A 12,576-nucleotide genomic window follows, 5' to 3' on the forward strand; every position below is an offset into this window, starting at 1 on the left:
CACCGGTAGACGGGGTCATGCATGATTCATGCACTGGCTTTTAGCACACTGTTGAGTTCTCAAGAAACGGACGCGACCACCATCACCCGAAACCCTCCGAGAAGGTCCCACGCTCCGGGGCGTTTCACCGTTTGTTTTTCTTTTGTCTTGCTGGTCTTAATTCTTCCCGACCGGCTCTTTCGTGTCAAATCCGCCCCACCGGGACTACTTGACCCGAAACCCGCCGACCGACAGGAATTCGACCACCCCGTTTCCGGGGCAACCCCTCTAACTTACCCGAACCCCCAGCCCGGCGCAAAACCACCAACCCAGAAGATCAATAAGCACGAGGAGCCACCGACAACCAGCCCGCACACACAACACAACCACCGAAGTGATCGAAGAGGAGTGCGCCGAACCGCGCCGACACCACAAGATTACCAGGGTCCGGCACCGCCATGACCCGGCTCGTGACAAACGCCTGGAGTCCCGGATGTATTCCGCCCGCCTCGCCCCAGAGGCGTCGGACCGCGACGCGCCGGCCGTGGGCCCCTTGTCCCCGGTCAGAGGTTGTCCACAGGCGGCGGCGAGGCGGCTTGGCGAGACCATGCCGTACATAGACTTTGGCGGGTGAGCGACATGCCGCCTGTAGCGAAGAAGGTTTCCCTGGAGCGCACGCACCACGGTGACACCGTGGTCGACGAGTATGCGTGGCTGCTCAAGAAGGACGACCCCGACACCATCGCGTATCTGGAGGCGGAGAACGCCTACACCCAGGAGATGACCGGCCACCTGCAGGACCTCCAGGAGCACATCTTCAAGGAGATCAAGGGCAGGACGCTGGAGACGGACCTGTCGGTGCCCACCCGCAAGGGCGCCTGGTGGTACTACTCCCGGACCGAAGAGGGCAAGCAGTACGGCATCCAGTGCCGCGTGGCCGCCGACGGCGACAGCCCGCCGCAACTGGAGCCGGGCACGTCGCTTCCGGGCGAGCAGGTGATCCTTGACGGCAACGAGCTCGCCGGGGACAGCCCCTTCTTCTCCATGGGCACGAGTGCGGTCAGCCCCGACGGCACGAAGCTCGCCTACTCGACCGACTTCTCCGGAGACGAGCGTTTCACTCTCCGGTTCAAGGACCTGGAGACGGGCGAACTGCTCCCGGACGAGATTCCGGGAGTCTTCTACGGCGGCGCCTGGTCGGCCGACGGCTCCACGTTCTTCTACACGACCGTGGACGAGGCGTGGCGTCCGTACCGGATTCACCGGCACACGCTCGGCTCGGCCGATGACGTCGTGGTCCACCAGGAGGACGACGAGCGCTTCTGGGTGGGCATCGGCCTGACTCGCAGCCAGCGCTACCTGGTGCTGACCTCGGGCAGCAAGATCACCAGTGAGGTGCGGGTCCTCGACGCGGACAGCCCCGAGGGCGAGTTCGCGGTGGTGCGGCCCCGGCAGACCGGCGTGGAGTACGCGCTGGAGCACGCGGGCGACCGCTTCCTCGTCCTGCACAACGACGGCGCCGTGAACTTCGAGCTCGCCACCGCTCCGATCGACGATCCGGGGAGCTGGACTCCGCTGATCGAGCACAGGGACGACACGCGGCTGCTCGATGTGGACGCGTTCAAGGACTTCGTCAGCGTGCACTTCCGCCGTGACGGCCTCACCGGAGTCCGGATCCTGCCGGGCGACGGCGGCGAGCCCTACGAGATCTCCTTCCCTGAGCCGCTGTACGACGTGGCGCCGACCGGCAACGCGGAGTTCGAGACCAGCCGGCTGCGTCTCAGCTACACGTCCATGGTCACCCCGCCGTCGGTGTACGACTACGACCTGCGCTCGCGCGAGCTGATCCTGCTCAAGCAGAGGGCGGTGCTCGGCGGCTACGACCCGGCCGACTACGAGCAGTTCCGCGAGTGGGCCACCGCCCCGGACGGCACCAGGATCCCGATCTCGATCGTGGTCCGGAAGGACACGAGCCGGCCCGCGCCCACCCTGCTCTACGGCTACGGCAGCTACGAGTCGTCCATCGATCCCTACTTCTCCGTGGCCCGGCTCTCGCTGCTGGACCGAGGGCTCGTGTTCGCGATCGCCCATGTGCGCGGGGGCGGCGAGATGGGCCGCCGGTGGTACGAGGACGGCAAGCTGACCAGGAAGAAGAACAGCTTTACCGACTTCGTGGCGTCCGCCCGGCATCTGAAGGCCGAGGGATGGTCCGACAAGATCATCGCCAGGGGCGGCTCGGCCGGTGGTCTGCTCGTGGGCGCGGTCGCCAACCTGGCGCCGGAGGAGTTCGCGGGGGTCGTCGCCGAGGTCCCGTTCGTGGACGCGCTGAACACGATCCTCGACCCGTCGCTGCCGCTCACGGTGACCGAGTGGGACGAGTGGGGCGACCCGCTGCACGACCCCGAGGTCTACGCGTACATGAAGTCCTACTCGCCCTACGAGAACGTCGACGGCCGGCCATACCCGCCGATCCTGGCGACCACCAGCCTCAACGACACGCGGGTGCTCTACCACGAGCCGGCCAAGTGGATCGCCCGGCTCCGCGCGACCGCGCAGGGCGGCCCGTTCCTGTTGAAGACCGAGATGGGCGCCGGACACGGCGGCCGCAGCGGCCGTTACGACGCCTGGCGTGAGGAGGCGTTCGCGCTCTCCTGGATCCTCGACCGAGTTGGAGTGACCGAGTGAGCTATGTGGCTGCCGAGGGCCGGTATGGGCCCATGCCGTACAACCGGACCGGACGGAGCGGGCTGAGGCTGCCCGCGGTGTCGCTCGGGTTGTGGCACAACTTCGGCGACGACAAGCCGATCGAGACCCAGCGGGCCATCCTCCGCCGGGCCTTCGACCGCGGAGTCACCCACTTCGACCTCGCGAACAACTACGGTCCGCCGTACGGCTCCGCTGAGATCAACTTTGGGCACCTCTACCAGCAGGACTTCGCCAGGTACCGCGACGAGCTGGTGATCTCCACCAAGGCGGGGTACGACATGTGGCCCGGCCCGTACGGCAACTGGGGATCGCGCAAGTATCTGCTCGCGAGCCTCGACCAGTCGCTGAAGCGGATGGGCCTCGACTACGTGGACATCTTCTACAGCCACCGTTTCGATCCGGAGACGCCCCTGGAGGAGACCATGGGGGCGCTCGCCCACGCGGTCCGCTCGGGCAAGGCGCTCTACGCGGGCATTTCGTCCTACTCCCCGGAGCGGACCCGGCAGGCCGCGGCGATCCTGCGGGAGATGGGCACGCCGTTGCTCATCCACCAGCCCTCCTACTCGATGCTCAACCGGTGGATCGAGAACGGGCTGCTCGACGTGCTGGAGGAGGAGGGAGCCGGCTGCATCGCGTTCTCTCCGCTGGCACAGGGCATGCTGACCGACCGCTATCTGAAGGGCATCCCGAAGGACTCGCGGGCGGCCCAGGGCAAGTCGCTCGATCCGTCGCTGCTGACCGAGGAGAGCCTGCGCCATGTCCGGCGGCTCAACGAGATCGCCGGACAGCGCGGGCAGTCGCTGGCACAGATGGCCCTGGCCTGGGCGCTTCGCGACCCGCGGGTGACGTCGGTGCTGATCGGCGCGAGCAGCGTCGAGCAACTCGACGACAGCCTCGACGCGATCAACCGGCTCGACTTCACGCAGGACGAGCTGGACGCGATCGACAAGGACGCGGTCGAGTGCGGGATCAATCTCTGGGCCGCGTCCAGCGCGGAATGAGCGTCCACAAGCCGCGGTGCGCCGGGCGGCAGGCCGGCACCGCGGCTTGTGACCCCACGTTCGTGATCCCTGGTGCCCAGGCACCGCGCCGGCCGCCGGCGGTTCACAGAGCGTTCTGACGCTGGAGGTAGGCGAAGGAGGCCCAGCCGGGTAGGACGGGGAGCCAGAACGTCATCAGCCGGAACAGCAGCACGGCCGAGGTGGCGATGGGGCCGGGCACGCCGGCGACCTGCAGGCCGAGCGACAGGGCGTACTCCACCGCGCCCAGCCCGCCGGGCGTCGGCGCGGCCGAGCCGATGGCGTTGCCGGCCAGGAACACCACGGCGACCGCCGTGAAGCTGGCCTTGCCGCCGAACGCCTGGACGCACGCCTCAAGGCAGATCACGAAGCTGAGGGTGAGCAGCAGGGTCCCGCCCACCGCCTCGAAGATCTTCTTGGGCGACTGCACCACGTCGAGCAGCCGGGGAATCACGCCCGAGAACATCGCCCGCAGGCGGGTGGTCAGCATGCGGCGCAACGGCCGTACGGCGAGCACGATCAGGATGAGCACGGCGATGGCGAGCAGCACGACGAGCAGGCCCCGTGACGGGGTGAGGGACGGTGCGGCCTGCGTTCCGGTGAGGTAGCCGAACAGCAGCAGCAGCATGATGTGCATGGCCAGGCCGATGAGCTGCGAAGCGCCGACGCTGGTCACCGCCGCGGCCGGCGGGACGCCTCGTTTCTGCAGGTAGCGGGTGTTGAGCGCGACGCCGCCGACCGCGGCGGGCGCGACCAGCTTCACGAACGACGCGGCGAGCTGGGCCAGGACCGTGCGGCCGAGCGGCAGCGGCTCGGGCACGAACCCGCGCAGCATGATCGCCGCCGCGACGTAGCTGAGGGCGCCGGCGACCAGTGCGACGCCGCTCCACGCCCAGTTCGCCGTGGTGATCACGCTGATCAGGTTGACCCGGCTCAGCTGGGAGAGCAGGAGGTAGGCGCCGAGCGTGCTGACGATGATCGTCACCAGCGTCCGGGGGCGGAACCGCTCGAGCCGCACCTCCTCGACCTCGACCTGCGGCTTGAGCGCGGTGATCTGCTCACGGATGGCGGGCAGGAGCTTCCTGTCCCGGCGGGCCGCCGTCCGGGTGTCACGGCTCAGTGCGATCCGCTGGAGCAGCGGCATCGCCCCGGCCAGCGTGTTGTCGCCCAGCACCTTCGCCGCAGACCCGACGGAGCGTTCGGCTCCCACCCGGGTGCCGAGGTAGGCGAGGAGCTGGGCGATGTCGAGCCGCAGCAGCAGGTCGCCCGCCGCGATCTCGCCGCTGCGGGCGTCCACGAGGTAGACGTTCCGGTGGGCGTCGACGTGGATGCTCTCGCCGGTGAGGTGGCGGTGCGCCAGGCGGTGCGCGTGCAGCAGCCGGACCTGCTCCCACATCCGCGTCAGCAGCTCGTCGTCGATGTCCTCGTCCTGCAGATCGCTCACGGGCCGGGTGTCCACGTGCTCGTAGGCGAGCAGCGCGGCCTCGGTGCCGACCTCGCTCGTGCCGAGCAGGCGCGGCAGCCGCACCCCGGCGGCCTGCGCGGCGTACGCCATCAGCGCCTCGCGCTCCAGCTCCGCGCGCAGTGAGCGGATGGCCCTGCGGCGGGTCTCGTTGTTGAGCAGGAAGCGCCGCCACAGCCGGTAGAGCACTCCCGCCACCTGCCGGTCGCGGTCGAGCACGGTCACGTCGATCCGCCGGTCGTCGGCGAGGCCGACCAGGTAACGGCGGCTGCCCGAGCTGTCGTCCTCCACCCGCCTGGCGCTGACCGGCGTGAAGCCGAGCTTGCGCAGCGCGGCCAGCACGGCGCTGCCGGGCGGTCTGGTGTTCGCGCTGCCGATGCCGTAGAGCGTGCCGAACCCGACGGCGAGGCCGACGACGTACGTCATGATCACGCCGAGGGCGGTGACCTTGGTGGCGGTGAAGAGCGCGAACACGTCCAGGGCGAGCGCGACCCACATGAGCGCCCGCCAGTGGGGACGCCGGCTCATCCGCACCGCCGTGGCGTACGCGATGGCGGGGGTGAGCACGGTGTTGAGCGGCTCGACGTCCCTGCCGCCGGTGAGCAGCTGCACCAGATCGGCCGGGCCCGCCTTGACCAGCCACTCGTCCAGCGCGTACGACACGAGCAGGGCGAGGATCGCGGCGATCAGCCCCTGGGTGACCCGCATGCCGTCGCGGTGGAAGACCCGCTCGACGGCGAACGCGACCGGGACGATCAGCACGGCGACGCCGCCCAGCAGCCCGGCGGCGGCCGACAGCACCTCGGGGGCGCGGCCGGTGCCCGCCTGGACGTCGGTCTCCAGGCCGTTCAGCGTGCGCTGCAGGGCCAGGGCCATCAGCACGACGGCGGCGAGGGCCAGCAGCGTGAGCAGGAACCGCAGTGCGTCGGAAGGACGGCGGATGCGCTGCGGCAACAGAGGCTCGACGACGAGGACAGCTCCTTGGCCAGGAGTGTCCAGCGTTATGTCCTGCTCCTTTATGCCTCTCACCACCAGCGATTCTGTGCGATCTTCGCACTCGGTGTCCACAATTGACGGCATGCGTATATCCCTGGCCTCGGACAGCCTCGACGGGATCGCGTCGGTGCTCGTCGCCGAGGTGGAACGGCGCGGCCATTCAGTCACACTCTATGGAGCGCTGGCCCCGGGTGACCGGGCCGATTGGGCCTGGTGCTGTTCCGCCGCGGCGAGGGACGTCGCGGAGGGCCGCGCGGACCAGGCCCTGGTCTGTTGCTGGACCGGCACCGGCGCGTCCATAGCGGCAAACAAGGTAGCGGGCGTGCGGGCGGCGCTGTGCACCGACGCCGCCACCGCCGCGGGCGCCCGCACGTGGAACGACGCCAACGTGCTCGCGCTGAGTCTCCGCCTCACCTCCCGGCAGGTTCTGACGGAGATTCTGGACGCCTGGTTCTCCGGGGCGCCCAGCACCGATCCCGAGGACGCCGCGAACATCGCGCACGTCGGCGAAATCCGGTAGAGACCGCCGGGGGAACAGCGGGGTGCGGCACGCTAACGTCGATGGCATGAGCACGTCGCTACCCGTCCTCGGCGCCTGTCCGCTCGACTGTCCCGACACCTGTTCCTGGGTCGTCACCGTGCGCGACGGCGAGGCCGTCGGGCTGCGCGGCAACCGCGACCACCCCTACACGCGCGGGGCCCTGTGCGTGAAGGTCAACCGCTACCTGGAGCAGGTGCGGTCGGCCGACCGCATCCTTTACCCGTTGAAGAGGGTGGGGCCGAAGGGCTCCGGCCGGTTCGAGCGGATCAGCCTGGACCAGGCGCTGTCGGAGATCGCCGCCAAGCTGACGTCGATCGTCGAGGAGCACGGCGGCGAGGCGATCTGGCCCTACCAGGGCACCGGGACGCTCGGCTACGTCCAGGGCGAGTCGGGCCAGGCCGGGCGGCGGTTCTGGAACGCCCTCGGCGCGTCGCGGCACGACCTCAACATCTGCGCGCGGGCCGGCAACGACGGGCTGCGGTACGTCAACGGGACACCCGGCGGCATGGACCCCGAAACATTCGCCCTGTCGCGGCTCATCCTGCTGTGGGGCACCAACACGCTGACCAGCGGCCACCACCTGTGGAAGTTCGTCCAGGACGCCCGCGCCGCCGGGGCCTACGTCGTGGCGATCGACCCCATCCGCACGCGTACGGCCGACCAGGCGGACGAGCACCTGCCGATCCGGCCGGGCACCGACGCCGCGCTCGCTCTCGGCCTGCTGCACGTCGTGCTGGAGGAGGGCGCGGAGGACCGCGCGTACATCGAGGAGCACACGACCGGCTGGGACGAGTTCGAGGCCGAGATCCGCAGGCATCCCCCGGCGCTGGTCGCGGAGATCACCGGACTGCCCGAGGACCGCATCCGCGCCCTCGGCGTACGGCTCGCGCACACCCGGCCGACCGGGATCCGGGCCACGATGGGCATCCAGCGACACGCCGGCGGCGGGGCCGCGATGCGGGTGATCGCCTGCATTCCGGGCGTCACCGGCGACTGGCGCCACCCCGGCGGCGGCGTGGCCTACTCCACCTCGGGATACGCCCCCACGGGCCCCGATCCGCGCGACGACCTGCTCCCCCACCCCGTGCGTACGCTCACGATGACCCGGCTGGCCGACGGGCTGGACGAGTCGGTCAAGTGCCTCTGGGTCTACGCGGCCAACCCGGTCGGCTCCACCTCCGACCAGAACCGGATCAGGGCGGCGCTGGCGCGCGAGGACCTGTTCACGGTGGTCATGGAGCAGTTCCCGACCGACACGGTCGACTACGCCGACTACGTGCTGCCCGCGACCATGCAGATCGAGCACCTGGACGTGCACCACGGCTACGGGCACATGTACATGGTGTGGAACGAGCCCGCGGTCGAGCCGCCGGGCGAGTGCCTGTCCACGACCGAGACCTTCCGGCGGCTCGCCCGGCTGATGGGCCTGACCGAGCCGTCCCTGTACGACAGCGACCTCGAACTGGCCGAGCAGACGCTCGCCCAGGCGGGGATCTCCGTGGAGGAGTGCCGCAAGCAGGGGTGGGCCCGGCTTCCGGTGGCCGACCCGTTCGTGCCGTTCACGGAGGGCTTCCCGACCCCGAGCGGGCGGCTGGAGTTCGCCTCGGAGAAGGCCGAGGCGGCCGGGCTGCCGCGCGTGGCGGGCTACGTGCCCTCGTTCACCGCCCGTACGGCTCCCGCCGACCGGCCGCACCCGCTCGTCATGATCACCCCGGCCGCGCACACGTTCCTGAACACGCAGTTCGCCAACAATCCGGAGCTGCGCAAGCGGTCCAAGGGCCCGCGGGTGCTGGTGAATCCCGCCGACGCCGCGGCGCGTGGGCTCGTGGACGGGCAGGCCGCCCGGGTCTTCAACGGCAACGGCGAGTTCCGGGCGTACGTGGAGGTCAGCGACCGGGTGGCGCAGGGGGTGGTGGCGGCGCCGAAGGGCCACTGGCCGAAGCTGTCGGCCGGCGCCAACCCCAACGCGCTGGTGGACGAGCGGGACGCCGACATGGGCCGGGGCCCGGTCTACCACGACAACTTCGTCGACGTGGCCCCGCTGTCAGGCGAGGAGGAGCTTGAACCCCTCGTGTGAGGCGGCGAAGCCGAGCGAGCCGTAGAAGCGGTGGGCCTCGGTGCGGGCCTTGTCGGAGGTGAGCTGCACCAGCGCGCAGCCGCGCTCCCGGGCCCGCTCGATCGCCCACCGCATCATCTCGCGGCCGATTCCGCGGTTGCGGTGCGGCACGGCGACCCTGACCGCCTCGATCAGCGCGCGCTCGCCGCCCCGCCGCGACAGCCCGGGGATGTAGGTGATCTGCATGGTCCCGACCACCTCGTCGCCCGACTCCACGACGATCAACTCGTTGCGCGGGTCGGCGTCCACCGCCTCGAAGGCGGCGTAGTAGTCCGGCTCCCCGGAAGACGGGCGGGAGGCGGTGATCGGGTCCTCGTTGATCATGGCCACGATGACGGGGACGTCCTCGCGCCGGGCCGTACGGAAGTGCAGATCCATGCCGGGGAGCCTAACCGGGTGGCGTCAGGGGCGGCTCAGGGACTTCCCCGATGCCGACGAAACGCCCGGAAAGGCACGCTGTAGTCATGAACGAACTGACCCGCATGGACGAGATGTCCTTGGCCGGCGCGGCCCTGCGCGGCGCGCCCTGGCGGGCCGCGGCGACGTCCGGTGGGGCGGTCGCGGCCACGAGCTTCCTCCTGGGCGTCATCCTGCCCGGCCCGGCCGACCTGACCTGGGCCCTGTGCGCGGGAATCACCGTGTTCGCCCTCGTCGCGGCGATCGGCGCGATCTCCAAGCCGGACGTCGGCGACCGGGTGACACGGCAGGCCCGTCTGTGGGCGCTGCGCCACCCCTGGCGCTTCTCGCTCTACCCCGGCCTCGGCGCGGCGGCCCTCATGTACCCGGTGCAGCTCGTGATCGACCGCGAGGGCCTCTTCGGCTCGGCCTGGGACGCGCTGTGCGGCGGCGTGCTCGTGCTGCTGATCACCGCCGTCCTCACGTTCTCGATGCGCGGCCGGGCCAAGAGCGTCTGATCTCAGGCCTCTCGCTCCGCCGCGCTCCGGCAGACGCAGAACTCGTTGCCCTCGGGGTCGAGGAGAGTGACCCATCCGGCGCCGTCCGGCGTCCGGTGGTCCTCGTACGGCTTGGCCCCGAGCGCGAGCAGCCGCTCCACCTCCTGGTCGCGGGTCCCGTCCCCGGCGGGCCTCATGTCGAGGTGCAGGCGGTTCTTGACCGTCTTGCCCTCCGGCACCCGGATGAAAAGCAGGTGCGGAGGGCCGTCCGGACGGTCCAGCATGACCTCGTCGTCCTCCGGTTCGGAGTCGACGAGCGGCCAGCCCAGGGCCTCGCTCCACCACTGGGCCAGCTCGTACGGCCGGGCGCAGTCGATCGTCATCGTGTGGATCTCAATCACGCGCCCAGCCAATCGCGACACCGGTAAAGGTGTCAAGCAGGTTACGTCGCCGTGCGCCGCGGCCGCAGGGACCGGACGAGGCCGGCCGCGGACACCAGAGCCCAGACCCCCTCCAGCAGCAGGAATCCCCAGTCGTCGTCCGCGTACGCGAGCCACGCGAGCACCGCGGAGCCGACGAGGTTGAGCACGAGGTAGATCTTCGAGCGGTTGTCGAGGACGTTCATCTGGGAGAGCAGGAACGCGCCGAGAATCAGGACGGCGCCGGCGATCTGCAGAACTTGGTCCATGTCCTTCCGCCCACCGTCTTCGCTGGGCCGGGTACGGCGGGCACCTCGTCCGGGAAGACCGCGGATCACGGCCTTCTCACAACAAGAACATATCGGTTGTGCGTCACCATTCCGTGCGATCTGTGGCACAGACCATGGATATCGCCGGTTACCCGCGGGTAGCATTCGTTTAGAGTTACCGACCAGTACGTTACCCCCGGGTTCGGTTCTAGGAGCGCACACAGATGGGTCACTACAAGAGCAACCTCCGCGACCTGGAGTTCAACCTCTTCGAGGTGTTCGGGCGCAGGGAGATCCTCGGCACGGGCCCGTTCGCCGAGGTGGACGAGGACACCGCGCGAAGCGTGCTGGACGAGGTCAACCGGCTCGCCACCGGTCCCATCGCCGACTCGTTCGAGGACGCCGACCGCCACCCGCCCGTCTTCGACCCCGCCACCCACAGCGTGACCATGCCGGAGAGCTTCAAGCGCTCCTACCAGGCCTGGGTGGACGCCGAGTGGTGGCGCCTGGAGCTGCAGCCGGAGCTCGGCGGCACGACCGCGCCGCGCAGCCTGGTGTGGGCCATGGCCGAGATGGTGCTCGGCGCCAACCCCGCCGTGTGGATGTTCGCCTGCGGCCCGGCCTTCGCCCGCCTGCTGTTCGACCTCGGCACTCCCGAGCAGAAGCGGTTCGCCGAGCTGGCCGTCGAGCGGCGCTGGGGCGCGACCATGGTGCTGACCGAGCCCGACGCCGGCTCCGACGTGGGCGCGGGCCGCACGAAGGCGATCCGGCAGCCCGACGGCACCTGGCACATCGAGGGCGTCAAGCGCTTCATCACCAGCGCGGAGCACGACATGGCCGAGAACATCTTCCACCTCGTGCTGGCCCGGCCCGAGGGCGCCAGGCCCGGCACCAAGGGCCTGTCGATGTTCCTCGTGCCGAAGTACCTGGTCGACCTGGAGACCGGCGAGCTGGGCGAGCGCAACGGCGTGTACGTGACTAACGTCGAGAAGAAGATGGGCCTGAAGGTCTCCACGACCTGCGAGCTCACGCTCGGCGAGAAGCACCCCGCCATCGGTTACCTGGTCGGCGACGTGCACGACGGCATCCGGCAGATGTTCATGGTGATCGAGCACGCCCGCATGATGGTGGGCGCCAAGGCCATCGCCACGCTGTCCACCGGCTACCTCAACGCGCTGGACTTCGCGAAGAACCGCGTCCAGGGCGCCGACCTCACCCGCTCGGGCGACAAGACCGCCCCGCGCGTCGCGATCACCCACCATCCCGACGTACGCCGCGAGCTCATGCTGCAGAAGTCGTACGCCGAGGCGATGCGGGCGCTGGTCATCTACACGGCGACGATCCAGGACCAGATCCAGATCGCGGAGTTCGAGGGCCGCCGCGACGAGGCCGCCGAGGCGCTCAACGACCTGCTGCTCCCGCTCGTCAAGGGCGTCGGCTCCGAGCGGTCGTACGAGCTGCTGGCCCGCTCGCTGCAGACGCTCGGCGGCTCGGGCTTCCTGCAGGACTACCCGATCGAGCAGTACATCCGCGACTCGAAGATCGACTCGCTGTACGAGGGCACGACCGCGATCCAGGGCCAGGACCTGTTCTTCCGCAAGGTCCTGAAGAATCAGGGCGCGGCGCTGGGATCGCTGCTCGGCGAGGTCAAGGCGTTCGCCGCCTCCGAGGCGGGCAACGGACGGCTGAAGGTCGAGCGCGGCCTGCTCGACGAGGCGGCCGACGAGGTCAAGGCCATGGCCGACACGATGGCCGGCTGGGCGATCGCCTCCATGGAGACGCCGCAGGAGGTCTACAAGGTCGGCCTCAACACCACCCGGTTCCTCATGGCGCTGGGCGACCTGGTGCTGGGCTGGCTGCTGCTGCGTCAGGCCGAGATCGCGCTGAACGCCCTGTCCGCCTCGGAGGAGGACAAGGCGTTCTACACGGGCAAGGTCGCGGCGGCCTCGTTCTTCGCGCAGACTGTGCTGCCCCGCCTGGCGGCCGAGCGCCGCGTGCTCGCCGCCACCGGCCAGGACCTCATGGACCTGCCGGAAGAGTCCTTCTGATCTGGTTCCGACTCGGTACGGCCGCCGCCCACGCGCTGGTGCGGCGGCCGTGTCACGTTCCGGGGCCGCACCGCTCCCCGGGCCGGTCAGGTGAACGCGGGAAGCGGTGCGGCGGTCAGGGGGCACGC

Annotated in this window: 10 protein-coding genes and 1 riboswitch; of the genes, 6 read left to right on the forward strand and 4 right to left on the reverse strand. The window is 69.9% G+C overall.

Translation table 11 applies throughout. The features are described 5' to 3' along the window. Nucleotides 1-618: 618 nt before the first annotated feature. Both ABZ860_RS14005 and mgrA read left to right on the forward strand, forming a co-directional pair. Nucleotides 619-2,664: a S9 family peptidase gene (locus ABZ860_RS14005; protein ID WP_357220287.1), complete on the forward strand. Its 2,046-nt coding sequence runs from the start codon at nucleotides 619-621 to the stop codon at nucleotides 2,662-2,664. After that, nucleotides 2,661-3,686 carry an L-glyceraldehyde 3-phosphate reductase gene (mgrA, locus tag ABZ860_RS14010; RefSeq protein ID WP_357219706.1) on the forward strand — a complete coding sequence of 342 codons (1,026 nt, stop codon included), beginning with the start codon at nucleotides 2,661-2,663 and terminating at the stop codon, nucleotides 3,684-3,686. The genes ABZ860_RS14005 and mgrA overlap by 4 nt, the downstream gene beginning before the upstream one ends. Nucleotides 3,687-3,789: 103 nt before the next feature. On the opposite strand, the gene ABZ860_RS14015 is transcribed toward mgrA, so the two are convergent. Continuing rightward, nucleotides 3,790-6,120: a lysylphosphatidylglycerol synthase transmembrane domain-containing protein gene (locus ABZ860_RS14015; protein WP_357219709.1), complete on the reverse strand. Its 2,331-nt coding sequence runs from the start codon at nucleotides 6,118-6,120 to the stop codon at nucleotides 3,790-3,792. A 124-nt stretch (nucleotides 6,121-6,244) separates the two neighbouring features. Between ABZ860_RS14015 and ABZ860_RS14020 the strand changes: the two genes are divergently transcribed. Beyond that, nucleotides 6,245-6,682 carry an RpiB/LacA/LacB family sugar-phosphate isomerase gene (locus ABZ860_RS14020; RefSeq protein ID WP_357219712.1) on the forward strand — a complete coding sequence of 146 codons (438 nt, stop codon included), beginning with the start codon at nucleotides 6,245-6,247 and terminating at the stop codon, nucleotides 6,680-6,682. Nucleotides 6,683-6,728: 46 nt separating this feature from the next. Further along, nucleotides 6,729-8,780 (forward strand): molybdopterin oxidoreductase family protein, encoded by a 2,052-nt coding sequence (locus ABZ860_RS14025; protein WP_357219715.1) that lies wholly within the window; start codon nucleotides 6,729-6,731, stop codon nucleotides 8,778-8,780. Here ABZ860_RS14025 and ABZ860_RS14030 read toward each other — a convergent pair. Beyond that, entirely contained in the window at nucleotides 8,748-9,197 is a 450-nt protein-coding gene (locus ABZ860_RS14030; RefSeq protein ID WP_357219718.1) for a GNAT family N-acetyltransferase, read from the reverse strand. The genes ABZ860_RS14025 and ABZ860_RS14030 overlap by 33 nt on opposite strands. Before the next feature lie 86 nt (nucleotides 9,198-9,283). Here ABZ860_RS14030 and ABZ860_RS14035 point away from each other — a divergent pair, with 86 nt between their 5' ends. After that, on the forward strand, nucleotides 9,284-9,733 hold the full coding sequence (locus ABZ860_RS14035; RefSeq protein WP_357219721.1) for a hypothetical protein: 450 nt from the start codon (nucleotides 9,284-9,286) through the stop codon (nucleotides 9,731-9,733). Between the two features lie 2 nt (nucleotides 9,734-9,735). On the opposite strand, the gene ABZ860_RS14040 is transcribed toward ABZ860_RS14035, so the two are convergent. Then, on the reverse strand, nucleotides 9,736-10,113 hold the full coding sequence (locus ABZ860_RS14040) for a VOC family protein (RefSeq protein WP_357219724.1): 378 nt from the start codon (nucleotides 10,111-10,113) through the stop codon (nucleotides 9,736-9,738). 41 nt (nucleotides 10,114-10,154) lie between these two features. Then, nucleotides 10,155-10,400: a hypothetical protein gene (locus ABZ860_RS14045; protein ID WP_357219727.1), complete on the reverse strand. Its 246-nt coding sequence runs from the start codon at nucleotides 10,398-10,400 to the stop codon at nucleotides 10,155-10,157. Nucleotides 10,401-10,405: 5 nt separating this feature from the next. After that, a riboswitch (guanidine-III (ykkC-III) riboswitch) is annotated at nucleotides 10,406-10,478 on the reverse strand. A 146-nt stretch (nucleotides 10,479-10,624) separates the two neighbouring features. On the opposite strand from ABZ860_RS14045, the gene ABZ860_RS14050 reads away from it, so the two are divergent. Continuing rightward, nucleotides 10,625-12,448: an acyl-CoA dehydrogenase gene (locus tag ABZ860_RS14050; RefSeq protein ID WP_357219729.1), complete on the forward strand. Its 1,824-nt coding sequence runs from the start codon at nucleotides 10,625-10,627 to the stop codon at nucleotides 12,446-12,448. The last annotated feature ends 128 nt before the right edge of the window (nucleotides 12,449-12,576 follow it).

The sequence above is a fragment of the Microbispora sp. NPDC046973 genome (genome assembly GCF_040644495.1).
Taxonomy (GTDB): Bacteria; Actinomycetota; Actinomycetes; order Streptosporangiales; family Streptosporangiaceae; genus Microbispora.

Coding starts and splice junctions, on each gene's coding strand:
- ABZ860_RS14030 (WP_357219718.1), bottom strand. CDS start 9,197: ATGGATCTGCACTTCCGTACGGCCCGGCGCGAGGACGTCCCCGTCATC.
- ABZ860_RS14005 (WP_357220287.1), top strand. CDS start 619: ATGCCGCCTGTAGCGAAGAAGGTTTCCCTGGAGCGCACGCACCACGGT.
- ABZ860_RS14050 (WP_357219729.1), top strand. CDS start 10,625: ATGGGTCACTACAAGAGCAACCTCCGCGACCTGGAGTTCAACCTCTTC.
- ABZ860_RS14035 (WP_357219721.1), top strand. CDS start 9,284: ATGAACGAACTGACCCGCATGGACGAGATGTCCTTGGCCGGCGCGGCC.
- ABZ860_RS14045 (WP_357219727.1), bottom strand. CDS start 10,400: ATGGACCAAGTTCTGCAGATCGCCGGCGCCGTCCTGATTCTCGGCGCG.
- ABZ860_RS14020 (WP_357219712.1), top strand. CDS start 6,245: ATGCGTATATCCCTGGCCTCGGACAGCCTCGACGGGATCGCGTCGGTG.
- ABZ860_RS14025 (WP_357219715.1), top strand. CDS start 6,729: ATGAGCACGTCGCTACCCGTCCTCGGCGCCTGTCCGCTCGACTGTCCC.